Source organism: Micromonospora sediminimaris (assembly GCF_016863575.1).
Lineage (GTDB): Bacteria > Actinomycetota > Actinomycetes > Mycobacteriales > Micromonosporaceae > Micromonospora > Micromonospora sediminimaris.
This window is the reverse complement of sequence record NZ_BOPD01000018.1, coordinates 95,333-118,989: the sequence shown is the minus strand read 5'-3', so window position 1 is coordinate 118,989 and position 23,657 is coordinate 95,333. Positions and strand designations below refer to the sequence as shown.

Here is a 23,657-nt window from a genome sequence, read left to right as displayed (position 1 = left end):
ACCTTACAACGTATGGTTGCCTTACGACGTAAGGCTGATCTCGCCACCAGAGCTGCCGCAACCAAAGGAGCCACCATGCATCCGCTGATCCGCACCGCCCGGACGACCGGGCTTTTCTACCTTGGGCTCGGCATCGCCGGCGCACTGGGCTTCCTCACCATCCGACCCATGATCTTCGAGTCCGGTGACGCCGACGCGACCCTCGCCAACCTGGTCGCCAACGAGTCACTGGCGCGCCTCGGAGTGGCGTTCGAACTGCTCGTCGTCCTCACCCAGACGCTGGCCGCCGTCTGGTTCTACCGGCTGTTCCATACCGTCAACCGCACCGCCGCCGGCAGCATCGCCGCCTTCGGCATAGTCAACGCCGTTGCCATCCTCGGCAGCGCCGCCATGCTCGGGACCGCGGTCGCGGTGGCCACCGGCGAGGCCGGTGGGGCCGCCGACACGGTCCAGCTGCTGTACCTCGTCAGCGAGAACCTGTGGGCGGTGGGCGGACTCTTCTTCGGCCTCTGGCTGATGCCGATGGGCTGGTGCGTGCTGCGTTCGGGTTGGCTGCCCCGGGCCCTCGGCTGGATCCTCGTCGCCGGTGGTGTGGGCTACGTGCTGATGACGTTCGTCGGGTACCTCGCCCCCGGCGCCGGGATCGTCGGCGACCTGCTGGTGGTCCCCGCCACCGTCGGCGAACTCTGGATTCTCGGCTACCTGGTCGTCTTCGGCGTCCGGAAGCGGGCACTCACCGAGACGCCGCGAACGACGCCGCTCGCCGCCTCGCCAGCCTGACCGTCTCGGCCGGCCCGGTTCGGGGTCGTGCTCCCACCCGGGTACGCCCCAACCGGGGCCGGCCGTCCCGCCGTGTCGTTGATCCGGTTGTGCCCGCCACCCACCGGTGACCACGGTGGGGGCGCCGAGAAGTCCGGAGGACGCCGATGACCAGCGAACGCGAGACCGTCGAGGTCGACCCCGCCCTGTTCCAAGCCGTCTACGACTCGCCTGCCGCACTGCCCGGCCGGCACCGCTGGACCACTCCGGAGGCCGACGTACGGCGGATTGAGAAGCTGCTCAACATGCCGCCCCGGACCATCGGCGCGCCCCTGTGGGTCAGCGGCGACCAGCCGGACTGCCCGAAGTGCGGTCGTCGGATCACCTGGTACGACATCGTCGCCTCGGCCCTGAAGGGCGTGCACGACCCGATGATGATCGCGACGGTGATCCTCGGTGACCGCCGCTACGTCAACACCGGCCTGCCCGCCGCCATACCCGGCGTACGCTGCGCCGACTGCCGGTCACCGATCGAGGGACTGCGCAGCTTCAAGTGCCACAACTGGGCGTACGCCTTCGAGGATCTGGCGGCCGTGCGGCAGCGGATGTCCGGCGGCCCGGTCCACGGTGACCTGGGTGAGCCGGTCCACTGACAACCCATGCGGTCAGCGGCGGGCCGGGCGACGGCCGGGTGGCGAGGGTGGTTCGGGGCCGAGATCGGGTAGCGGGGGCATGGGTCGGGTGGTCGGATGGTCGGCGGCCACCCGCAGCCGCTCGCCGTGATGCCACAGCTCGATCGCCACGTCAGCGTCGGCGTCCGGCAGTTCGTAGCGGGCCTCGTCGGCGGTCAGCGTGACGTGCAGCCGGTGGCCGTGCCAGAGCAGGCTGAACGCGAGGCGGTCGATCCGGTCGGGCAGCCGCGGGTCGAACGACAACAGTTCCCGGTCGTCGCGCAGGCCACCGAAGCCCTGCACCAGCGCCAGCCAGGCCCCGCCCAGCGAGGCCAGGTGCAGCCCGTCGCCCGTCTTGTCGCCGAGATCCTCCAGGTCCTGGAGCACCGACTCGGCGAACAGGTCGTACGCCAAATCGAGGTGGCCCAGCTCGGCGGCGAGCACCCCCTGCGGCGCGGCGGACAGCGACGAGTCCCGCACCGTCCGCGCCTCGTAGTAGGCGAAGTTGGCGGCCTTCTCCTCGGCGGTGAACTCGCCCGGGCAGCGCAGCATCGCCAGCACCAGATCGGCCTGCTTGACCACCTGGTGCCGGTACAGCTCCAGGTAGGGAAAGTGCAGCAGCAGCGGATAGTCGTCGTCGCCGGTGTCGGCGAAGTTCCACTCCGGCCGGTCGGTGAACCCGGCCGCCTGCTGGTGCACTCCGCGCTTGGGGTCGTACGGCAAGGTCATCGCCTCGGCGGCGGCCCGCCAACCCGCCACCTCGGCCGGGTCCACGCCCAGCCGGCCGGCCGCCTCCGGGTGCCGCTCGACGGCGTCGGCCGCGCCGCGCAGGTTCCGCCGCGCCATCAGGTTGGTGAACAGGTTGTCGTCGACAAGGGCGGCGTACTCGTCCGGGCCGGTGACACCGACGATGTGGAAGCTGCCGTCGTCGGTGAAGTGCCCGAAACCGTGCCACAACCTAGCCGTGGCGACCAGCAGGTCCAGCCCGGGGCCGGTCAGGAAATCCTCGTCGCCGGTGGCACCGACGTAGCGCAGGACCGCGTCGGCGATGTCGGCGTTCACGTGCAGCGCGGCGGTGCCGGCCGGCCAGTAGCCGGAACACTCCCGGCCGCTGATGGTCCGCCAGGGGAAGGTGGCGCCGGTGAGCCGCAGTTTCGCCGCCCGGTCGTACGCCTGCGGCAGGTGCGCGTGCCGCCAGCGCAACGCCGACCGGGCCACGGCCGGCGCGATGTAGGTAAGCACCGGCAGCACGTAACCCTCGGTGTCCCAGAGCACGTGCCCGTCGTAACCGTTGCCGGTCAGCCCCTTGGCGGGGATGGTCCGGTCGCCGTCCGAGCGGCCCGCCTGGATCAGGTGGAACATGGCGAACCGGATCGCCAGCTGCAACTCGTCGTCGCCGTCGAGCAGCACGTCGGCGGTACGCCAGGCGTCGTCCAGGGCAGTCCGCTGCTCGGCGAGCAGGTCGTCGAAGCCGACCGTACGCGCCGCGTCCGCCTCGGCCGTCACCTGCGCCCCCAGTTCGTCGACGGACGAGTCCGCAACGGGCGCCCACTCGTACGCCGCGAACTTGGTCAGCCGCACCCGCTCGCCGGCTCGCAGCGGCCCGGCGAGAGTCACCCGGATCCGATCCGGGGTGGCGTCGGCATCGGTGGTCACGTGTGCCGGCGCCGCCGATCGATGGGCGACCGCGACGGCGACCCGCTGCTCGCTGCGCTCGGTACGGTGCACCAACAGCGCGTCGGCACCGTCGACGCGGTGCAGTTCGGCGGTCAGCGGATCCTGGATCAGCGAGGCGGCCCGGGGGTCGTCGGCCCGCTCGGGGACATGCTCATTGGCCAGCAGGTCCGCGCAGATCCGCAGGTCGACCGGTCCGTCCAGGGGTTCCACCGTCCAGTCGACAGCGGCGACCCGGCGGCGGGACAGCGACACCAGCCGGGTGCTGCGTACCCGCACCCCGTAGCCGGCCGGCGAGATCCATTCGGTGAGCCGTTCGATCACCCCGGCCCGCAGGTCGAGCACCTGCTCGTGGGCGAGCACCGTGCCGGTGCGCAGGTCCAGCGGCTCGTCACCGACCCAGAGCCGCACCAACGTGGCGTTCGGCGGGCTGATCACGGTGTCGCTGAGCTGCGGGAAGGCGTAGCCGTTCTCGGGGTAGTTCAGCTCACGTCGTTCGTGCAGCCCGTTGAGGTAGCTGCCCGGCATGTCGACCGGCAAGCCCTCGTCGAGGGTGCCGCGCCAGCCCAGCCATCCGTTGCTCAACGCGAAGACCGACTCGGTCTCGCCGAGCCGGTCCAGGTCGTCCCAGGTCCGCCGGATCCGCCACCGCTCGTCGGGCTGCGGCTCGTCCGTTCGCTGGTCAGGGGTGGGGTGCACAGTACCTCCAGGACTCTCCGCCGGTCCCTGCGAGCTGACAATTCCCCACCGCCCGGTTCACCACACCAGCAGCGTCGTTCACCACACCAGCAGCAACGCGCCGAGCGTGCCGAGCACCAGGTACGGCCCGAACGGCAGGTGGCTCGACCAACGGGCCCGACGGCTCACCAGCAGGCCCAGGGCGACGAGTCCGGACAGGGTCAGCGCGAGCAGCAGCCCGAGCACCGGCACACTCCAGCCGTACCAGCCGAGGAGGGCACCCGCGCTCAGCGCGAGCTTGGCGTCGCCGATGCCGAAGCCTCGCGTACCGAGCAACAGGGTGGTGGTGGCGAAGAAGAGGGCCAGCCCGAGCCCGGCGGCGACGGCACGCAGCCATGGTGTCGCACCGGCCCCGGTCAGCGCGGCCAGCCCGAGCAGCAGCCAGGTGCCGACGGCGGCCGGCCAGGTCAGTCGGTTCGGCAGCCGGTGCACCGCGACGTCGATGAAGATCAACGGCACCGCGAAGGCCAACCACCAGCCGGCGGCGGCCACCTCGACGGCGGGTGGGCGGGTCAGCAGCAGCGCGGCCAGGGCGGCCAGCGCGGCCAGTTCGACGGTGGCCGGCGGGGCACCGACCCGGGCGCCGCAGCCGCCGCAGCGGGCGGTCGGGCCGAGCGCCGGCCAGGGGCGGTGCGGGCCGATCGGCGCGCCACAGGCGTCGCAGCCGGTCCGGCAGACGGTTCCCGGGGGTACGGCGTGCCGGGCGACGGCGTACCGGAGCAGTGGGGTGATCGTCAGCAGAGCCGAGGCGCGCGGCCACGACCGGGTGATGTGCCCGGGTGATGGATCATCCGGCGCGGCCGCCCGGGGCACCGGCGGAGCAGGTTGCCGGGTCATCTCGACCACCCCTTCACGGAGGGTAGTGTGCCCGGTCGGTTCGGGTGGCGGTCCGAATGTCCGACGCCGTCCGCCGCGCCGCCGCGCCGCCGTCGGCTCAGATGCCCGGAACGGGCAGATGGAATTCCCATAGATCGCAACTGGCGGCCAGTTGGCCCCTTTTTTGCCGGGGACGGATCGGACCGATTGCCATTTCCCGCCCTATTGCGACCAGCCGGTGGGCCGCCCACCCGGCGGTGGGATCGTCCGCTTCGCCACCCGCACCCGCCCGAGCCGCACCCCGGGTCGATCAACGCCGGCAATCTACCGGTAACCATGCGGCGCCACCACCATTCATAACTCAGAGTGTTCGAATGAATTGCCTCTGTTGCATCGGCCAGCGTCAGCCTATGCTCGCCCCTTGGATGTGACGCAACCCACGTCCGTTACCGACGAGCAGCCAGGCCAATGCGTTAGCAGGAGATCCACAAGAGCAAATGCGGCTGGGCACGAAACAGGGCCGGAAAGATCCGTCCGATCGCGCCGCCGCACGCCCGGCGACGCTGATTCGACGTCCGCCGGTCGGCACCGAGGAGGGCACGAGGTGCGAGCACGGCAGCTGAGCCGCTGGACGGCCGGCCTGGTCGCGGTGGCCACGGTCGGCACGAGCACCGCCTGCGGCAACACCCAGGAGACGTCCACCACCGCGACACCCGAACGGCACAGACCAGCCGGCGCCGAGCGGGCCGCCGAGGAGACGGCTGCGGAGAAGGCGGCGCTGGCGGCCTACTCCGGCTACCTCTCGGCGTCCCGCACGGCGAGCCGGCGCAGCGACCCACAGGAGCCGGCGCTGACCCGGTTCCTCGCGGACCCGCTGCTGACCAGGGTCCGGTTCAGCCTGCGGCAGGCCCGCCAGAACGGCGCGGTGAGCGCCGGCACGCTTCGCTCCGAAGGGCCCACCGTCATCTCGATGGACCTGGACGCCACACCCCCCACAGTGGAGATCCAGGACTGCGTCGACGCCAGCAACTACCGGCTGATCTACGTCGCCGACGACAAGGTCGTACCGGGCACCCGAGGCTCCCGCCACCTGGCCACCGCCACCGCGACCCGTTATCCCGACGGTCGCTGGCGGATCAGCACCGGCGCGGCCCACCAGGACCAGCCGTGCTGACCGGGCTGACCTACCGCCGCCGCCCGGCCGCCCCGCGTACCGGTGCCGTCCGGCGGACTCTGCTCGGCGGCGCGTTGGCGGTGCTGCTGGCGACCGCTGGCGCGGTTCCGGCGACCGCCGCCGACCCCGGTGCCGAATGCCCGCCGGCCCAACCGAACTGCAACGTCTGGGACGACGACCCGGGTACCCCAGGTGGCGGCGGCAACGGTGGGGACAACGGCAGCGGCGGCGACAACGGCGGTGGGGGCGGTGGCGGCGTCTGCCAGTGGGAGGGCCGCACCATCCCCTGCTACGACGACGTGCTCGGCTGGTTCAACAGCGGCGACGGCTGCTACTACAAGCTGGCCGAGCCGCAGCCGGAGGCGCCCGAGGGCCAGCAGTGGTACGTGCGTACCTGCTACGGCGGGGCGGTCGGTGACCAGCGGACAGTGCTGCTGGACGCGCCGCCGCAGGGCTTCGGCGCTCCGCCGGACCCGGAGGAACTGGCCCGTCGGGCGTTCGCCTCGATCACCCTGCGCGCGCCCCGCGCGTCGGTCGCGCCCCGCAAGTCCATCGGCCCCGGGCTGGTCGGTCTGCCGGTCTGGATGTGGGCCGAATGGGGTCGCGAGCAATTCGGCCCACAGAGCGCCACCGCCGAGGACCGAGGCCTCGAGGTGACGATTCGGGCCAAGGTGAACCGGGTTGTCTGGGACATGGGCAACGGCGACACCGTCACCTGCGCCGACGCCGGTACTGAGTACGAACGCCGGGGCCCGCACGCCGGACGACGCTCCCCCGACTGCGGCTACCACGACGGCTACGCCGAGGCCGGGACGTACACCGTCCGGGCGACCACGCACTGGTCGGTGACGTGGACCAGCAACGGCGGCGACAGCGGGAGCATCGGCGGTGTCACCCGCACCACGGGCCCGATCGTCATCCAGATCAACGAGCTTCAGGTGGTGACCCGGTGAGCGTGAGGAGTGAGCCGGTCCTGCGAGCCCCGCAGTCGCGAACGAAAGGTGAGGTCCGTGAGCGCGAGGAGTGAGCCGGTCCTGCGAGCCCCGCAGTCGCGAACGAAAGGTGTGACCCGATGAGCGTGGCGACCCGCAACGGAAACACTCCGGTGGATGCGCCGGTCGCCCCTCCCCGGGTGGTCCGCCAACGCCGGGTCCGGCCCGGGCTGCTCGGCCTCGCCGTCCTGCTGATCGCCCTCGGCGGCCTCGGTTCGGCGTTCGCGGTGACCTCGGTCCGGGCGACCGGCAGCTACCTGGCGGTGGCCCGGGCGGTCGAGGTGGGCAGCGTGCTCCGCGCCGACGACCTGATCTCGGTGCAGGTGGCCGGCGGGCAGGGACTCGAACCGGTGCCCGCCTCCCGGCTCGCCGACGTGATCGGGATGCGCGCCGCCGTCTCGCTGGCCCCGGGTTCCCTGCTGACGATGGCCCAGCTCACCGACGAACCACTGCTCGGCCCCGGGCAGCAGCAGCTCGCTCTCGGGCTGCGCGCGGCCCAGGTGCCGGCGCCGAAGCTGCGCCCCGGTGACCAGATACTGCTGGTCAGCACGCCGAGCAACGACAGCGGCGGAGGTTCGTCGTCCGGTGCCACCCGGTTCACCGCGACCGTCACCGACGCCGTCTCCACCGACGGACGGGACGAGGTTGTCGTCTACCTGGCGCTCGCTGTCCGGGACGTACCGGCCGTGGTGGCACTGGCTGCCCAGGATCGGATCGCGGTCGTACTGACCAAGGCGGCCTGAGCATGGCGATCATCGCGCTGGTCTCGGCCAAGGGTTCGCCGGGGGTCACCACCACCGCGCTGGCCTGTGCGTTGAGCTGGCACCGGCGGCTGATCCTCGCCGAATGCGACCCGGCCGGCGGCTCCGTCCTCGCCGGCTATCTCGGTGGGGCGCTCGACGGGCCGCGCGGCATCGGTGAGCTGGCCGTCGGCGAGCTGCGCGACGGCAGTCTGGAGAGCGCATTCTGGTCGCAGCTGGTCGACCTGGACGCGCCGCGCCGGGAACGGCTGCTGCTGCCGGGCGTGGTCGACCCGGCCCAGGCCGGCAGCGTCACGCCGCTCTGGCAGCGGTTCGCGGACTTCTTCACCGGGTTGGAGCGCGGCGACCCACCGTACGACGTGCTTGTCGACTGTGGCCGGTTGCACGTCCTCGGTCCGCCCTGGCCGCTGCTGCGCGCCGCCTCGGTGGTGCTGGTGGTAAGTCGGGCGCAGCTGCCCGACCTGTCCGGCACCCGGGCCATGCTCCAGGCCATCGAGCGGGACTTCGCCGAGCATCGGGTGCCGTCGGGCACCCTGCGCCTGCTGTTGATCGGCGGCGGCCACGGCAGAAGCGAGGTCAGCAAGGCCCTTCAGCTGCCGGTGATCGCCCGGCTGCCGCACGATCCGCGTACCGCCGAGGTGTTGAGTCTGGGCGGGACCGTGCGGGCCACCCGACCGCTGTTGCGGGCGGCCCGCGAGCTGGAGGTGCCGATCGGCGCGCTGCTGGAACGGCGGCGGGCCCGGCTGGCGTGGCCCGTCTCCCAGGGAGTGCCGGATGCGATTTGAACCGGTCTCGTCCGACCCGCGCCGGCAACCACCGGGCGCCACCTCCACCGCCCCGCCGCTGCCCCCGGTCAACGGTTGGCACCAACCACCGAACGGGTCGGTGCCAGTCGCGACACCACCAGCGGCGCCGCCGCCCCGGCCACGGGTGGATTTCCAGGTGGTGCGCGAGCTGCGCCGGCAGCTCAGCGAGCGGCTCACCCGCTGGCAGCGTGGCCGCGAGTTCAGTGTCGCCGAGGAGGACACCGAGCGCGCCCGGCTCGCGGTCGAGCTGGTCGCCGAGTACGCCGACGCGGTGCGCCGCGCCGGCACGCCGATGGCCGCGGGCGAGGAGCGGCTGCTGCTCGACCAGGTGACCGCCGAACTGGCCGGCCTCGGTCGACTTCAGACCCTGCTTGTCGACGACACCATCGAGGAGGTGCACATCCTCGGCTGTGACCAGGTGCGGATCACCCGGCACGGTGGTGGGGTCGACTGGGCCGACCCGATCGCGGACAGCGACGACGAGTTGGTGGAGATACTCCAGGCGGCGGCCCGCCGGGCCGGCGCCACGGAACGCTCCCTGTCCACTTCGAAGCCCACCCTGGACCTGCAACTTCCGGACGGCAGCCGACTGGCCGCGGTGTTCCTGGTCAGTCACCGCCCGTACGCGGTGATCCGCAAGCACAACACCCTCGACGTGACCCTGGACGACCTGGCCGGTGGCCGGGGCGACCTGGACGAAATGATCGACCCGCTGCTGCGCGACTTCCTCCGGGCATCGATGCGGGCCGGGTTGAACATCATGGTCGCCGGGCTGGCCGGCGCCGGTAAGACCACCGTGATCCGGGCGATGATGAGCGAGATCCCGCCGGACGAACCGTACGTGCTGCTGGAGGAGAGTCGGGAGCTGCTACCGGCCCGCCGCGGCGATCGCCACCGGGCGGTGATGAGCTTCGAGGCCCGGGAGGGGCACGGCGAACGCGGGCCGGACGGTCGACCGGCCGGGGAGGTGAGCATCGCCGACCTGATCCCGGTCTCGCTGCGGATGGGCGTGCTGCGGATCATCGTCGGTGAGGTGCGGTCCCGGGAGATCGTGCCGATGCTCCAGGCGATGACCACCAGCCGGGGATCGATGTGCACGATCCACGCGCGAACCCCGGCCGGGGTGAGCGAGCGGATCATCGAGTTGGCGCTCGCCCACGGCCGCGAGATGACGGTCGACCAGGCCCGCCGGATGGCCGGCAATGCGCTCGACCTGATCGTCTACGTCACCGTCGACGACGAGACCGGCATCGGCGGGCGCAAGCACCGCTTCGTCTCGCACGTCGAGGAGGTACTGGGCGTCGGTGAGAGCAGCCGGATCACCACCACGCAGGTCTTCGGTCCCGGCCCGGACGGCCGGGCGGTCCCTCGACACCTGCCGGAACGGGTCCGGGACCAGTTGCTGCGGGTGGGCTACGACGCCCGGTTGCTGAGCCGCTGGATCGAAGCCGGCCAGGGTGCCTGGCGTCGGCCCCGGCAGACCCGACTCGGTCGGCGGTGAGCCGGTGCGTACGAACATCGAGCTGATCGCCCTGGTCTCGGGGGCGGCCTGCGTGGCCGGCCTGGTGCTGGCGGTCGTCGCGCTCGTCGGCACCCGCCGGCCGCCCGGCCGGGCACCCGGAGCCGGCCCCGGGCTCGGGCGACTCTGGCGCGGCTCCGGCACCACGGCCCGGGAGCAGCAAGCGCACCAGGCGCTGCTGATCGGCGCGGTGGTCGCCGGTGCGCTGGCGTTCCTGCTGACCGGCCTGCCCGTGGTGGGCCTGCTGGTGGCGGTGGCGGTGCCGGGCACCCCGTGGTTGTTCTCGGTCGGGCGGGCCGAGCAACGGGCCATCGCCCGGATCGAGGCGGTCGGCGAGTGGACCCGCCGGCTCAAGGACGTCTCCGCCACCGGGCAGGGGCTCCAGCAGGCGATCATCGGTACGGTCACCACCGCACCGGAGGAGATCCAGGAGGAGGTACGCCTGCTCGCCGCCCGGCTCCAGGCCGGTTGGCTGGCCCGCTCCGCCCTGCTTGCCTTCGCCGACGAGATCGGCGACCCGGTCTGCGACCAGGTGGTGGCCGCGTTGATCCTGCACCTCACCGACCGGGGTGAGCGCCTCGGCGACGTGCTCGGCTCGATCGCCTCGGCCGCCGCCGCGGAGGTCGCGACCCGCCGGGAGATCGAGGCCAAGCGCACCCAGCCCCGGTTCGCGGTCCGCTTCCTCACCGGGATGACGCTGGCCACCATCGCGTACGGGCTGCTCAACCGCGAGTACGTGCAGCCGTACGACACCCCGTTCGGGCAGGTGGTGATGGCGGTGCTCGGTGCGGCCTTTGTGGCGCTGCTGGCCTGGGTGCGGTCGATGAGCCAGCCGCCCCGACCGGCCCGTTTCCTGCCGGCACCCGACCCGAGCGAGGTGGTGGCGTGAACCTGCACCTCACCCTCGCGGTGGTGGCCGGTGCCACGCTCGGCCTGGGCGTGTTCCTGGTGGTCCGTGAGCTGGTCCCGGCGACTCCCGCGCTCGGCCCGGCACTACGCCGGCTGCACCAACCGCCGGGAAGCGCCCGCACCGGGCCCGCCGACCGGCGGCTGGACTGGCTCACCGGGATGGCCCGCTGGCTGCGACCCCCACACCGGCAACTGGCCCTGCTCGACCGCACCCCCGAGCAGTACGCCCTCTCCCTGCTGTTGTCCGCCCTGATCGGACTCTCCGCTCCGGCGCTGCTCAGCGTCACCCTCTTCACCGTCGGCGTCTCGCTGCCGCTGGCCGTACCGGTCCTGGGCAGCCTCGGCCTGGCGCTGCTCTGCGCGCTTGTGGCCCACCGGTCGGTGCTGACCAGGGCCGACACCGCGCGGGACGAGTTCCGTCAGGCGGTCTGCACCTACCTCGACCTGGTCGCGTTGCAACTGTCCGCGGCGCACGGTCCGGTGCAGTCGCTGGAGCGGGCCGCCGCGATCTGCGAGGGCTGGGTCTTCGACCGGATCTCCGAGGCGCTGCGGATGGCCCAGATGCAGATGCACTCGCCCTGGGACGAGCTACGCGATCTCGCTGACCGGATCGGCATCCCGGAGCTGGGCGATGTCGGCGCGATCATGCGCTCCTCCGGCAGCGAGGGCGCGCAGGTGCACGAGACCCTGCGCAGCCGGGCCGACTCGCTGCGCGATCAGATCCGCACCGACAACCTGGCCCGGGCCGAGGGGGTGACCAGCCGGCTCGACATCCCCGGCGCGCTGCTGGTCTTTGTCCTGCTCGGCTTCGCCATCTACCCGTTCCTGGCCCGCCTCTAGGCCGACCCGAGTGAAGGAGCCCCGATGTCCGTAATCACCTACCTGCACGTCGCGCTGCGAGCGCGGCTGGCCGAACTGCGCGGCGACCGTGGCGACAGCCCGGTGCCCACCGCCGTCATCATCTTTGGTCTGGTGGCCGTGGCGATGGCGGTGACCGCCGCCGCCCTCGGTGCGGCAAACGACTGGATGGACAACATCCCGGCCCACCAGGACCCGACGGCCGACTGATCGATGTCCCGTCGCCTCACCGCCGGCTGGTGCCGGGTGGTCGCCGCCACCCGGCACCGTCTGCTGCCCGGGGACGCCGAGCGGGGCGGCAATCCGGTCGAGCTGGCGGTGGCCCTGCCGGCGATCCTGGTGATGCTGTTCGCCTCGATCCAGGTCGCCGTCGTGTTCGTCGCCCGGTCGACCGCGCTCAACGCCGCGCAGAGCGGCGTCAACGCGGCTCGGCTCTACGACGCCCCAACGGGTGCCGGGGAGGAGCGTGCGGCCGAGTTCCTCCAGGCCGCCGGGGACTGGCTGGTCGACTGGGACGACCCGGGGCCCAGCTGCGCCGCCACGGACACCGACGTGAACTGCACGGTGACCGGCAAGGCCCTGTCGGTGGTGCCGGGCGTCAGCTTCGCCGTCCGGCAGACGGCACACGGGACGGTGGAACGATGGACCGAGCCATGAGCCGGGGTTCCGTCTCGATCGAGGTGGCGGTGCTGGCGCCGGCCTTCGTGGCGATGATGGTGCTGGGCGGGGTCGCCGGGCGTACCGCGGTGGCCAGCGCGGCGCTGGAGGCGGCCGCGCACGACGCGGCCCGGGCGGCGTCGATCTCCCGGGACGCCGCCACCGCCCGCCGGGAGGCCCGGGAGGCGGCCCGCCGCCAGCTCGACTGGCGGGGGGTGTCCTGCTCGGGGGCCCCTCAGGTGACCTTCCGCGGCGCGGTCGACGGACGGTCGACCTCCTTCAACCGTGCCTTCAGCAGCGACCTCGGGCAGAACGCCACGGTCACGGTCGAGATCGCCTGCACCGTCTCCTACTCGGACATCAAACTGCCGGCGCTGACGATGCCGGACGGACAACGAATCACCGCGTCGTTCACCTCGCCGCTGGACCGCTACCGGAGCCGGGGATGACGGCCGGGCGGGGCGACGCCGGTCGGGTGAGCATCTTCCTGGCCGTGGCCATGATCGGGGTGCTGGCCATCATCGGCATGGCGTTCGACGGCGCAGGTCAGCTGCGGACACTGCAACGCGCCGAGAATCTGGCCGCCGAGGCGGCCCGCGCGGGCGGCCAGGCCATCGACCGGGCCACCGCCATTGAGGGCGGACCCAAGCGGATCAACCGACGCGAGGCTTGCCGCGCCGTCCGGAGCTACCTCGCCACCGCCGGGGCCAGCGATCACACCGTGACCTTCCCGGTGGTCGACGGCGAGACCCTGATCCGGGTACGCGTCCAGGTCACCTACGACCGGGCGGCGCTCGGCCTGTTCGGCTTCTCAGACACCGTCACCGTCTCCGGTGAGGCGACCGCGCGGGCGCTTACCGGGTCCTAGGAAGGAAGGTAGCCATGGCCGCATCGGGTGGCACCGCCGTACGGCGGGTCGGTCGGGTGCTCACCGGTTTCGGTGCGCTGGTCGTGCTGATCGGTCTGCTGGTCGGCGGGCCGATCGCGCTGCTGGCCTTCGCCGGCAACCCGCTCCCCGACCACGTACCCACGCTCGCGGAGATCGGCACCACGCTTACCAGCCGCGACGACGGGCAACTCTTCCTGCGGGCGCTGGCCGTCGCCGGCTGGTTCGGCTGGGCCACCTTCGCCCTGTCGGTGCTCGTGGAGCTGGGCGCACAGGCACTGGACCGGCCCGCACCCCGGCTGCCCGGCATGGGCCGGCAGCAGCGGGCCGCCGCCGCGCTGGTCGGGTCGGTAGCGCTGATCCTCGCCGCCAGCCCCGCCGCCACGGCCGCCACCACGGCGTACGGCGCGACGGCATACGGCGGGGGCCCGGCAACCGCCGTCGCGTTCACTCCGGCTCCCGCGATGGCGGCACCGGCGACCACCGGGCCAGCGGAAGCCGTGCGGGCGGATCGGCTCGGTGCCCCCGCCGACGCACAGGTCTACCGGGTCGCCAAGGGCGACTACCTGGGTGGGGTCGCCGACCGGTACCTCGACGACTTCGACGACTACCACCGGCTGGCCGCGCTCAACAAGCTGCGTGACCCGGACCGGATCCGCCCCGGCCAGCTCATCAAACTTCCCGAGGAGGCGCGTGACCAGGGTGCCCGGCCACACGCCACCGGCCGGCTCGTCGCACCGAAGCCCCGTCCCACCCCCGGGCCGGAGCGCACCGAGCCGACCCGGCCGGCACCGGCCAATCCGGGCGACTCGGTGGAACGGCCCGGTGAGGCGGCGGAACTACCCGGTGACCCGACCAAGCGACCGGCATCGGCCACCACCACACCGGCCAGTCCCGAAGGGCGGCAACCGGAGCCGGCCGAGACGCCCCAGGAGCAGGCACCGGTGGTGACAGTGGGCGCGGCCCGGGCCGGCGAACCCGATCGGGTGAACCGTCCGCTAGCTGTCTCCGCCGTGCTGGCCGTGGCCAGCATCGTCGGCGCGCAGATCGGCGCGGTGCTCGGCCTGCGCCGCCGACCGGCCATGTCCCGCACCGGCACCCGCCACCAGCCGCCCGTCACCCTTCCCCGCGAGTTGCCCATCGGCCGACACCGCAAAGACTGACACCTCGCAGCCGCACCCCACGTCCGTGATGTGTGGCAGTCGAAGTGGCCGACACGCCGACCACTGACCACCGTCACTGCCACACATCCGGTCGGTCGGCTCCCGGGTCAGGGCAGCCGGGCCTCCAGGCGGCCGTCGACTATCCGGGTCGGCAGGATCTGCTGGTCGTTCGGGGAGGGGCCGTGCACCACCTCACCGCCGTTGAGCCGGAAGGTGCTGCCGTGCCACGGGCACACCACGCACGCGTGCCCATCGATCTCTTGTACCTCGCCCTCGCCGAGCGGGCCGCTCTGGTGCGGGCAACGCTCCAACATGACTGTCACGTCGTCGCCGTGCCGGTAGAGGATCACCGATACGTCGTCGAGCTTGCGGGTGACGAGTTCCCGCTGCGGCAGGCTGGTCATCTCCGCGACCGGGTGCCAGCCGTCGCTGATCAGATGCAGGTCGGAGACGCTCACGTTCACCTGGGCACCCTGCTTGTACGCCAGGTGCCCGCCGAGATACGCCCCGGCACCTGCGGCGCTGAGGCCAAGCCACCCGAGGGTGCGCCCGAGTCCGTGCCGGCCGGAGAGACGGGCGGCCAGCGAGGCGCCGTACAGCGTCAGCCCGACGGAGTTCGACGCGGCGTGCACCAACCCGACCCGACGCTGGTCACGGGAGAGCCCCGCCCAGTCGTTGAGCCCGGCGACCGCCGCCGGCAGGGCGCTCAGCGTGCCGACTGCGGTCAGGGTGGTCGCCGCCCTCCGCTGACCGGGCATCAGGTCCAGCACCGCCGCGCTGATCCACGCGCCGACCGGCAACTGCACCATCGCCGGGTGCAACGGGTGGCCCAGCCAGACCCCGTGCAACAGGTCGCGGACCCGCTGCGGGCGCAGCACACTCTGCACGGTCTGCTGCAACCGGTCACCGAACCGGTCGAGGCCGGAGGCTTGCTCGATCTTCGTCAACAACGCTCGCACGAGTAACGACTTCCCGTCGTACGCGGCCGCAAACCGGTCGCCGGGGACGAATAGCCAGCCGGGCGACGCCGGGGCATGCTGACGGGATGACGGTACGGGTGGCCCGGAACGGGCCGGTGACCACGGTGATCCTGGACCGGCCGGCGGTCCGCAACGCGGTCGACGGGCCGACCGCCCGGGCGCTCGCTGACGCGTTCCGCGCTTTCGACGCGGATCCGGCGGCGGCGGTGGCGGTGCTCTGTGGCGCCGGAGGAACTTTCTGCTCGGGTGCCGACCTGACGGCGATCGGTACGCCGCGCGGCAACCGGGTCGAGCCGGACGGCGACGGTCCGATGGGTCCGACGCGGATGGTCCTGGGCAAGCCGGTCATCGCCGCGATCTCCGGTTACGCGGTGGCCGGCGGACTGGAGCTGGCGCTCTGGTGCGATCTGCGGATCGCCGAGTCCGACGCGGTGCTGGGCGTCTTCTGCCGACGGTGGGGAGTGCCGCTGATCGACGGTGGGACGGTCCGGCTGCCCCGGCTCATCGGCGAGAGCCGGGCCATGGACCTGATCCTCACCGGGCGTGCCGTGCCCGCCGAGGAGGCGTACGCGATGGGGTTGGTCAACCGCGTGGTCGGCCCGGGCGAGTCCCGGGCGGCGGCCGAGCAGTTGGCCGCCGAGATCGCCCGCCACCCACAGACCTGCCTGCGCAACGACCGCGCCTCGGTCCTTGCCGCCGCCGCCCAGCCCGAGCCCGATGCCCTGGCCACCGAACTGACCTACGGCCTGCATTCCCTCGCCACCGACGCGGCGGCCGGCGCCGCCCGCTTCACCGCCGGCGCCGGCCGCCACGGCACCCCCGCCTCCTGACCTGCCGACCCTGCGGCGGGTAGCGGTGGAGATTGCGCTGCCGGGTCACTGTCCGAGATTGCGCAGCGCGTCGGAGATCGCCCGGTGGAAGGTCGGGTACGCGTAGATCATGTGCCGGAGCTGACTCAGCGGGACGGCCGCGTGCACGGCCACGACCAGGCCGGACAACACCTCGCCGCCGGCCGGTCCGGCCGAGGTGGCCCCGATCAACACTCCCTGGTCGGCGTCGGCGATGAGCTTGATGAAGCCGTCCTCGTCGGTCTTGTGGATCCAGCCACGGGTGGACGACGACAGCCGGGTGAAGCCGACCTGCACGTTGATTCCACGATCACGGGCCTGCTGCTCGGTGAGGCCGACCGCACCGATCTCCGGATCGGTGAAGGTGACCCGGGGCAGCGCCCGGTAGTCGGCGCGGGGCACCGATCCCGCCGAACCACTCGATCCGGTGGCGGCCAGCGAGCTGGCCACGCCGACCGCGCCACCGACCACACTTGCCGTACCGCTCGGGTCCGCGCCGCCCTGCGACCGCCGCATGTGGTCGAGCACGTCGGCGACCACGATGGACGCCTGATACATCGCGACGTGGGTGAAGGCACCCTCGCCGGTGACGTCGCCGACCGCCCAGATCCCCTCGGTGACGTGCAGCCGGTCGTCCACCGGCAGGTACCGCCCACCCGCGTCGACACCCACCGTGTCCAGCCCCAGCTCGTCCAGGTGGGCGCGGCGGCCGGTCACCACCAGCAGCCGCTCGGCGGTGAACACCTCGCCCCCGGTGCCGCGCAGGGTGAAGCCGGCGGCACCGTGCTCGACCCGAGCGGCCTTGACCCCGGTGTGGATCTCCACCCCGTCGGCCCGCAACGCGGCAGCCGCCGCTTCGGACGACTCCGGCTCCTCGACGGCCAGTACCCGGTCGAGCGCCTCGACCACGGTGACCCGTACGCCGAAGCGGGCGAACACCTGAGCCAGCTCCAGCCCGATCGCCCCACCGCCCAGCACCAGCAGCGACCCCGGCAGTTCCTCGACCTCGATCGCCTCACGGTTGGTCCAGTACGGGGTATCCGCCAGCCCGTCCACCGGCGGCACCGACGGTCGGGTACCGGTGCCCAGCACGATCCCGTGGCGCGCCTGGAAGACCTGGTCACCGACCCGCACCCGGCCCGGACCGTCGATCCGGCCACTGCCGCGTACGAAGCGCCCACCCTTGCCGGTGAACCGCTCCACCGCCACCCGGTCGTCCCAGTCGTCGGTGGCCTCTGCGCGGATCCGCTTCGCCACCTGCGCCCAGTCCGGGGTGACCTGCGCAGCGCCGCCGAGGCCGTCGACCCGGCGGGCCTCCGCGATTGCGTTCGCCGCCCGGATCATCATCTTGCTCGGGACACACCCCCAGTACGGGCACTCCCCGCCGACCAGGTTGCGTTCGACGCCGACCACTGTGAGCCCGGCCTCCGCGAGCCGACCGGCCACCTCCTCCCCGCCGACTCCGAGCCCGAGCACCACCACGTCCACCAGTTCCGGCTCCGCCATGCCGTCAGCATCGCGCACCGGCCCGCCCCCGGCCACCCGACCACGCCGTCCTCTGACGGATACCGGACCCGACCTGTCGGCCAGCTGGGATGCGATCGAAAAGTGACCGAAAGTAATATCCCTGGCTTGTGGAGCACGAAACGTCCGACGGTCCGACGGGGCGTTCCCCCGAGGCACCGGCCCGTTCCCGGGATCTCGCCAGCCTGACCGCCGACATTTTCACCGCCGCCGCCGGGTTCGTCGGCGTGGTGCAGGCGCTCCGCGCCGGTCCGCTCTGGGCACTGTGGGTCGCGCTCGGCACCCTTGCACTCGCCGGCCTGCTGGCGTACCGGCTGCGGCAGCGGCGCTGGCGCGCGGCGGCGGTGAGCCTCACCGTCCTGCTGCTTCTCGGCGGGGGTGGTGCCCTGCTGGCACTGACGGGAGCTGGCGTCGAGCAACCGGCCGACACGCCCGCCGGCGCCGCGCCGGACGACGTGTCCCCGACCACGGCCAGCCGGCCCCCCTCCAGTGACCCGACGTCCGGCCCACGCACCGGCGATTCCGCCGAGCCGGTCGTCGATGATGCCGGCACCGTCGTCTTCAGCGACGTGGTGCAACTCGACAAGCAAACCGGAGTCGACCTGGACGACGGTCGGGCCGAACGCAGGTACGTCCAGGACGCCACCGTCGATCTCTACCTGGACTGGGGGTATGTGCTCTACGGCAGCGCCCGGCACAGTCAGCTCCACGACGACAGCAACGCGGGGCCGGAGCAGGGGGCCCGCGATCGCTGCCGCACCTACCGGGTGGCCGGCCGGGACGGTGCCACGAGCACCTACATCGGCGGCGGCAACCAGCAGAAGTGCTTCACCACGTCGCAGGGCCGCCCAGGCTGGGTACAGGCGGTCAACAGCGTCGGCAACGGCGGGCTCCTGCTGAAGGTGACGGTCTGGGCCGACTAGCGCAACCAGACCGGGGGTTCGCCGGGTGGCGCCAGCGGCGGTGGGTAGTCGAGTGTGCGGCGCAGCGCGTCGGGCAGTCGCCACGGCTGGTGCACCGCCACGCCGGCCACCGACGCCAGCTCGGGCACCCACCGCCGCACGTACGCGCCGTCGGGGTCGTACCGCTCAGCCTGCCGGACCGGATTGAATCCCCGGTACGGCCTGGTGTCGTTGCCGGTGCCGGCGACCCACTGCCAGTTGCCCGAGTTGTCGGCGATGTCGCCGTCGAGCAGCCACCGGAAGTAGACCGCCTGCCCGTCCCGCCAGTCCAGCCCGAGGGTCTTGGTGAGGTAGCCGGCGGTGATCAGCCGGGCCCGGTTGTGCAGCCATCCCTGCGCCCGTAGCTGACGCATGCCGGCGTCTACGACCGGCAGGCCGGTGCGCCCCTCGGTCCAGGCGGCGAGGGCCTGCTCGTCGTAGCGCCAGTGCTCGGTCGCCCGACGGCGGTACGCCTTGCGGGGCAGGTCGGGAAAGGCGGCGGTCACCTGGTGGTAGAAGTCGCGCCAGCAGAGCTGCCGGACGAACGGGGACTCCCGGTCGTCGATCGCGTTGGCCACGGTCAGCGGTGACAGGCAGCCGAAGCGCAGGTAGGGACTGAGCCGGGAGGTGGCGTCGCCGGCCATGTCGTCGTGGCGGTCGCCGTAGCCCGTGACGTCGGGCAGCCACCGCGCCAACCGACGCCGCGCCTCGTCCTCTCCGCCGGTCACCACGTCCGGCGACTCTCCCGGCGGCAGCGCCGGGAGACGTCCGACCGGCACGCCGGCCGGCAACCTCACGGTCGCCGGTGCGGACAGTTCCTCCCGCCACGATCGCGCGCTCCACGCCCGGTGGTACGGACTGAACACCCGGTAGTGGTCACCGCCGCCCGGGGCCAGTTCCGCCGGCTCGACCACCGTCAGTCCGGGGAAGAACCTCAGATGCAGTCGGTGCCGGTCGCACTCGGCACGCAGACGTTGTGCCCGGCGGGCCGCGAACCGGGAGACGTCGGCGGAGAGCGCCACAGCCTCGGCGCCCACCTCGCCGGCCAGCCGGACGGTCTCGGCCACCGGATCGCCGTGCCGCAGCACCAGGTCACCGCCGAGCGCACGCAGCGCCTCGCGGAGCGCGGCAAGACTCTGGTGCAGGAAGCGGGTGCGGTTCGGCGACAGTTCCGCGAGCGCGGGATCCAGCACATAGAGCGGCACCACGCGCTCGAAGGCGGCGCAGCTGGTCGCCAGTGCCGGGTGGTCGTGCACCCGCAGGTCGCGGGTGAACAACACGACGGCGGTACGCTCGCTCACCGCAGCCGCGGTCCGGGCACCGCCACCGGGCTGCCGGCCGGGGTCAGCAGGGCGCGGGTCGCCACCCCCAGCCGACGCCGTTGCGGGACGGTGGCGCGACGGGCGAAGACGTCGTAGTCCTGGGCGGCCACCTCGTCGAGGATCCCCCCGTAGAGCAGGTAGGCGGTGCGGATGCAGGCCTGCGAGGCGCCGTCGAGCAGCACCACGCCCGGCGCTGCGGCGAGGTAGTGCGCCTGGGCTCGGGTCACCTCGTACCGGATCAGTTCGCGAACGGGCCCGCTGGCTCGTCCGGCGGCGTGACAGGCCACCAGGTCGTCCCGGGTCACGCCGAAGGCGGCCAGGTCCTCGTCGGGCAGGTACGTCCGTCCCCGGGCCAGGTCCTCCCCGACGTCGCGGATGAAGTTGGTCAGCTGGAACGCGAAGCCGAGCTGCCGGGCGGGCTCCCGGGCCGCCACCGGATCGGAGCTGCCCAGGATGGGCAGCATCATCGTGCCGATGACCGCTGCCGAGCCCTCCATGTAGTCCAGCAGGTGCTCGTAGGTGCGGTAGGAGGTGACGGTCAGATCCATCGCCATGCTCTTGAGGAACGAGGCGAAGTCCTCCCGATCGAGGTCGAAGACGGCGATGGTGTGCAGCACCGCCGGAAGCAGCGGATCGGTCACCTGGGCGCCGTGCAGCCCGGCGACGAACCGTCCCCCCCAGTCGTCCAGCCGTGCCGCGCGCTCCGCCGGTGGCAGGGCGTCGGTCTGATCGACGATCTCGTCGGCGTAGCGGGTGAACCCATATAAAGCGTGCACATGCCGCCGTTTCCATGCGGGCAGCAGCCGAGTGGCGAGATAGTAGGTGCGGCCGTGGCGTCTGTGCAGCTCACGGCATCTGTCGTAGGCAGCGGCGAGATCCAGGTCCACCGGCCCCTCCTCTGATTCGACGCACCAATCGACGCAACTTGAGACCTTAGGGTACGCTCGTCGGCATGGCCAGCGACGGACCAACGGGTAACCTCCTTCGCGTGGTGCCTGAGCAGCCGATCGGTGGAGACGACCCGATCGCTGCCGTACTGGCCGCTTACACGCGCGACATCGTCACGGCCGTCGACAACACGCTGGCCGAGTTCCTGACCGCCGAGGTCGACGCGCTCGCCGCGATCGACCCGGCGATGGGCGGCTTCGCCGCCACCGCCCGCGACTGCGTCCTCTCCGGCGGAAAGCGGGTCCGGCCCACGTTCGCCTACTGGGGATGGCGTGGCGCGGTCGGCGGTGACACGCCGGTCACCCCGGTGCTGCCCGCACTGGCCACCTTGGAGGTGCTGCACACCTTCGCGCTGGTACACGACGACGTGATGGACGCCTCGGCCACCCGGCGCGGCCGACCGACCGCCCACGTGGCGGTGGCCACCCAGCACGCCGCTTCGGGTCGCAACGGCGACTCCGGCCGCTTCGGCGAGGCCGTCGCCGTGCTCATAGGTGATCTCTGCATGGTCTGGGCCGACCAGTTGCTGGCCCTCGCCGATCTGCCGGCGGACCGGCTGTTCCAGGTACGGCGCGGCTACGACCGGATGCGGGTGGAGACGGTCGCCGGGCAGTACCTCGACGTTCTCGGCGAGACCGAACCGCAGAGCTGGTCGGTGGATCGGGCGCTCCGGGTGGCCCGGTACAAGACCGCCAGCTACACCGTGCAACGGCCGCTGCTCTTCGGTGCCAGCCTTGCCGGCGTCGACGGCGACAGTGCGCTGGCCGCCGCGTACACCCGCTACGGCGTCGCCGTCGGCGAGGCCTTCCAGCTCTGCGACGATCTGCTCGGTGTCTTCGGTGACCCGACCACCACCGGCAAGCCGGCCGGCGACGACCTGCGTACCGGCAAGCCGACGGCGCTGCTCGTCCTGGCCCGGGAACTGGCCACGCCGACCCAGCTGCGGGCACTCGACGGCGCCGGCCGGCGCGCCGACGAGCCAGAGATCGCCCGGCTCGCCGAGGTCGTGGTCGACACCGGCGCCGTACGACGGATCGAGCGGATGATCGACGAGCGGGTCGAGGACGCGCTGGCCGCACTCGACGCGGTCGCCGTCGACGAGACCGCCCGTACCGCGCTTGTCGGCCTCGCGACCGCCGCCACGCACCGGAGGGCATGATGGGCTTCCTGCACAGAGAGGTGGTCGCCGGTGCGGACAGTTGACGGGCGTACTGATCGGGTGGTGGTTGTCGGGGCCGGCCTCGGCGGGCTGGCCTGCGCGCTGCACCTGGCGGGCAGCGGGCGCCAGGTGACCGTGCTGGAACGCGAGCCGGTGCCGGGCGGGCGGGCCGGTCGGCTCAGCGTCGACGGCTACGAGTTCGACACCGGCCCCACGGTGCTCACCATGCCCGATCTCATCGCCGAGGCGCTCACCGCGGTGGGCGAGGAGCTGACCGACTGGCTCGACCTGGTGCCGCTCGACCCGGCCTACCGTGCCTACTATCCGGACGGTTCCATGCTGGACGTGCTCACCGACACCGCCGCGATGGCGGCGGAGATCTCCCGGGTCTGCGGGCCCCGGGAGGCCGACGGCTACCTGCGGTTCGTCGACTTCGCGCGCAACCTGTGGCGTCTGGAGCGGGCCGACTTCATCGAACGTAATCTCGACGCGCCGACCGACCTGCTCACCGGCAACCTGCTCAAACTCGTCGCCACCGGCGCCTTCCGGCGGCTGCAAACCAAGATCGACCAGTTCTTCCGGGATCCGCGTACCCGACGGATCTTCTCCTTCCAGGCGATGTACGCCGGTCTCGCCCCGCACGATGCGCTGGCCATCTACGCGGTCATCGCGTACCTCGACTCGGTGGCCGGGGTCTTCTTCCCGCGCGGCGGCATCCACGCGGTCTCCCGAGGGTTGGCCGGCGCCGCCGAGAAGCACGGCGTACGCATCCGGTACGGGACCACCGTGACCCGGGTCGAGACCGCGAACGGGCGGGCCACCGGGGTGGTGACCGCCGACGGGGAGTTCGTCCCGGCCGACGCGGTGGTGCTCAACCCCGACCTCCCGGTCGCCTACCGCGACCTGCTGCCGCCGGCCCGGCAGCGCCGGCTCACCTACTCGCCCTCGTGTGTCGTGCTGCACGTCGGCTCGACCCAGGGCTACAGCCGCATCGCCCACCACAACATCCACTTCGGCCGGGCCTGGCAGGGCACCTTCGACGAGGTGATCCGGCGCGGAAACCTGATGTCCGACCCGTCCCTGCTGGTCACCAACCCGAGCCGGACGGATCCGGCGGTGGCACCGACCGGCCGGCACACCTACTACGTGCTGGCTCCGGTGCCGAACCTCGACCGGGCGCCCTTCGACTGGCGCGGCGACCTCACCGCCCGCTACACCGACCAGCTCATCGCCACGTTGGAGGAGCGCGGCTACGTCGGCTTCGGCGCGGGTGTCGAGGTGCTGCGGGCGATCACCCCGGCCGAGTGGGCCGAGCAGGGCATGGCAGCCGGTACGCCGTTCGCCTCCGCGCACACGCTGTTCCAGACGGGCCCGTTCCGACCGTCGAACCTGCACCGCTCACTGTCCAACGTGGTGTTCGTCGGCTCGGGCACCCAGCCCGGTGTCGGCGTACCGATGGTGCTCATCTCCGGCAAGCTCGCCGCCAGCCGGATCACCGGGGAGCCTCGGTGAGCACGAGGAACGAGGCAGCGCCGAGCCCTGAGCTCAGGAA

24 protein-coding genes are annotated in these 23,657 nt (G+C 72.4%); 18 read left to right on the top strand and 6 right to left on the bottom strand.

The window, feature by feature from the left end; genetic code table 11:
* Positions 1-75 precede the first annotated feature (75 nt).
* Together Vse01_RS15965 and Vse01_RS15960 are read left to right on the top strand one after the other, a co-directional pair.
* Positions 76-780 carry a DUF4386 domain-containing protein gene (locus tag Vse01_RS15965; protein ID WP_093403886.1) on the top strand — a complete coding sequence of 235 codons (705 nt, stop codon included), beginning with the start codon at positions 76-78 and terminating at the stop codon, positions 778-780.
* Positions 781-926: 146 nt separating this feature from the next.
* On the top strand, positions 927-1,412 hold the full coding sequence (locus Vse01_RS15960) for a DUF8243 domain-containing protein (protein WP_093403885.1): 486 nt from the start codon (positions 927-929) through the stop codon (positions 1,410-1,412).
* A gap of 12 nt (positions 1,413-1,424) precedes the next feature.
* Here Vse01_RS15960 and Vse01_RS15955 read toward each other — a convergent pair whose 3' ends face one another.
* Both Vse01_RS15955 and Vse01_RS15950 read right to left on the bottom strand, forming a co-directional pair.
* On the bottom strand, positions 1,425-3,803 hold the full coding sequence (locus Vse01_RS15955; protein WP_093403883.1) for a glycoside hydrolase family 65 protein: 2,379 nt from the start codon (positions 3,801-3,803) through the stop codon (positions 1,425-1,427).
* Between the two features lie 78 nt (positions 3,804-3,881).
* Positions 3,882-4,679, bottom strand: a complete 798-nt coding sequence (locus Vse01_RS15950; RefSeq protein ID WP_093404180.1) for a prepilin peptidase — start codon at positions 4,677-4,679, stop codon at positions 3,882-3,884.
* A 583-nt stretch (positions 4,680-5,262) separates the two neighbouring features.
* Between Vse01_RS15950 and Vse01_RS15945 the strand changes: the two genes are divergently transcribed.
* The 12 genes from Vse01_RS15945 to Vse01_RS15890 all read left to right on the top strand — a co-directional run bounded on the left by Vse01_RS15945 (position 5,263) and on the right by Vse01_RS15890 (position 14,383).
* The gene (locus Vse01_RS15945) at positions 5,263-5,832 is read left to right on the top strand and encodes a hypothetical protein (RefSeq protein ID WP_093403882.1); all 570 of its coding nucleotides are present in this window, start codon (positions 5,263-5,265) and stop codon (positions 5,830-5,832) included.
* Positions 5,826-6,785 (top strand): hypothetical protein, encoded by a 960-nt coding sequence (locus Vse01_RS15940; protein WP_373870677.1) that lies wholly within the window; start codon positions 5,826-5,828, stop codon positions 6,783-6,785. Before Vse01_RS15945 ends, Vse01_RS15940 begins: the two co-directional genes overlap by 7 nt.
* Before the next feature lie 119 nt (positions 6,786-6,904).
* Entirely contained in the window at positions 6,905-7,567 is a 663-nt protein-coding gene (locus tag Vse01_RS15935; RefSeq protein WP_093403880.1) for an SAF domain-containing protein, read from the top strand.
* Positions 7,568-7,569: 2 nt separating this feature from the next.
* Complete coding sequence (locus Vse01_RS15930; RefSeq protein WP_093403879.1) at positions 7,570-8,370, top strand: CpaE/TadZ family protein; 801 nt, start codon at positions 7,570-7,572, stop codon at positions 8,368-8,370.
* Complete coding sequence (locus Vse01_RS15925) at positions 8,360-9,892, top strand: TadA family conjugal transfer-associated ATPase (protein ID WP_093403877.1); 1,533 nt, start codon at positions 8,360-8,362, stop codon at positions 9,890-9,892. Before Vse01_RS15930 ends, Vse01_RS15925 begins: the two co-directional genes overlap by 11 nt.
* A gap of 4 nt (positions 9,893-9,896) precedes the next feature.
* Positions 9,897-10,799, top strand: a complete 903-nt coding sequence (locus tag Vse01_RS15920; protein ID WP_093404177.1) for a type II secretion system F family protein — start codon at positions 9,897-9,899, stop codon at positions 10,797-10,799.
* Complete coding sequence (locus Vse01_RS15915; protein WP_093403876.1) at positions 10,796-11,659, top strand: type II secretion system F family protein; 864 nt, start codon at positions 10,796-10,798, stop codon at positions 11,657-11,659. Before Vse01_RS15920 ends, Vse01_RS15915 begins: the two co-directional genes overlap by 4 nt.
* Positions 11,660-11,683: 24 nt before the next feature.
* The gene (locus Vse01_RS15910) at positions 11,684-11,887 is read left to right on the top strand and encodes a hypothetical protein (RefSeq protein ID WP_093403874.1); all 204 of its coding nucleotides are present in this window, start codon (positions 11,684-11,686) and stop codon (positions 11,885-11,887) included.
* Positions 11,888-11,890: 3 nt separating this feature from the next.
* Complete coding sequence (locus Vse01_RS15905; RefSeq protein WP_093403873.1) at positions 11,891-12,334, top strand: TadE/TadG family type IV pilus assembly protein; 444 nt, start codon at positions 11,891-11,893, stop codon at positions 12,332-12,334.
* Positions 12,319-12,783: a TadE/TadG family type IV pilus assembly protein gene (locus Vse01_RS15900; protein ID WP_093403871.1), complete on the top strand. Its 465-nt coding sequence runs from the start codon at positions 12,319-12,321 to the stop codon at positions 12,781-12,783. Before Vse01_RS15905 ends, Vse01_RS15900 begins: the two co-directional genes overlap by 16 nt.
* Entirely contained in the window at positions 12,780-13,202 is a 423-nt protein-coding gene (locus Vse01_RS15895; RefSeq protein WP_093403870.1) for a pilus assembly protein TadG-related protein, read from the top strand. The genes Vse01_RS15900 and Vse01_RS15895 overlap by 4 nt, the downstream gene beginning before the upstream one ends.
* A 14-nt stretch (positions 13,203-13,216) precedes the next feature.
* On the top strand, positions 13,217-14,383 hold the full coding sequence (locus Vse01_RS15890; RefSeq protein ID WP_093403868.1) for a LysM peptidoglycan-binding domain-containing protein: 1,167 nt from the start codon (positions 13,217-13,219) through the stop codon (positions 14,381-14,383).
* 107 nt (positions 14,384-14,490) lie between these two features.
* Here the strand turns inward: Vse01_RS15890 and Vse01_RS15885 are convergent, their stop codons facing one another.
* Entirely contained in the window at positions 14,491-15,342 is an 852-nt protein-coding gene (locus tag Vse01_RS15885; RefSeq protein ID WP_093403867.1) for a Rieske (2Fe-2S) protein, read from the bottom strand.
* A gap of 86 nt (positions 15,343-15,428) precedes the next feature.
* On the opposite strand from Vse01_RS15885, the gene Vse01_RS15880 reads away from it, so the two are divergent.
* Entirely contained in the window at positions 15,429-16,193 is a 765-nt protein-coding gene (locus Vse01_RS15880) for a crotonase/enoyl-CoA hydratase family protein (protein WP_093403865.1), read from the top strand.
* Between the two features lie 45 nt (positions 16,194-16,238).
* On the opposite strand, the gene Vse01_RS15875 is transcribed toward Vse01_RS15880, so the two are convergent.
* Complete coding sequence (locus Vse01_RS15875) at positions 16,239-17,717, bottom strand: dihydrolipoyl dehydrogenase family protein (RefSeq protein WP_093403863.1); 1,479 nt, start codon at positions 17,715-17,717, stop codon at positions 16,239-16,241.
* A 128-nt stretch (positions 17,718-17,845) separates the two neighbouring features.
* On the opposite strand from Vse01_RS15875, the gene Vse01_RS15870 reads away from it, so the two are divergent.
* Positions 17,846-18,658, top strand: a complete 813-nt coding sequence (locus tag Vse01_RS15870; RefSeq protein WP_093403861.1) for a hypothetical protein — start codon at positions 17,846-17,848, stop codon at positions 18,656-18,658.
* Here the strand turns inward: Vse01_RS15870 and Vse01_RS15865 are convergent.
* Both Vse01_RS15865 and Vse01_RS15860 read right to left on the bottom strand, forming a co-directional pair.
* The gene (locus Vse01_RS15865) at positions 18,655-19,977 is read right to left on the bottom strand and encodes a cryptochrome/photolyase family protein (protein ID WP_093403859.1); all 1,323 of its coding nucleotides are present in this window, start codon (positions 19,975-19,977) and stop codon (positions 18,655-18,657) included. The two genes, Vse01_RS15870 and Vse01_RS15865, sit on opposite strands and share 4 nt — an antisense overlap.
* Positions 19,974-20,885 carry a phytoene/squalene synthase family protein gene (locus Vse01_RS15860; RefSeq protein ID WP_093403857.1) on the bottom strand — a complete coding sequence of 304 codons (912 nt, stop codon included), beginning with the start codon at positions 20,883-20,885 and terminating at the stop codon, positions 19,974-19,976. Before Vse01_RS15860 ends, Vse01_RS15865 begins: the two co-directional genes overlap by 4 nt.
* Positions 20,886-20,950: 65 nt before the next feature.
* Between Vse01_RS15860 and Vse01_RS15855 the strand changes: the two genes are divergently transcribed.
* Together Vse01_RS15855 and crtI are read left to right on the top strand one after the other, a co-directional pair.
* Positions 20,951-22,105: a polyprenyl synthetase family protein gene (locus Vse01_RS15855; RefSeq protein WP_093403855.1), complete on the top strand. Its 1,155-nt coding sequence runs from the start codon at positions 20,951-20,953 to the stop codon at positions 22,103-22,105.
* Positions 22,106-22,135: 30 nt separating this feature from the next.
* Entirely contained in the window at positions 22,136-23,617 is a 1,482-nt protein-coding gene (gene crtI / locus Vse01_RS15850; RefSeq protein WP_093403853.1) for a phytoene desaturase family protein, read from the top strand.
* Positions 23,618-23,657: the final 40 nt, after the last annotated feature.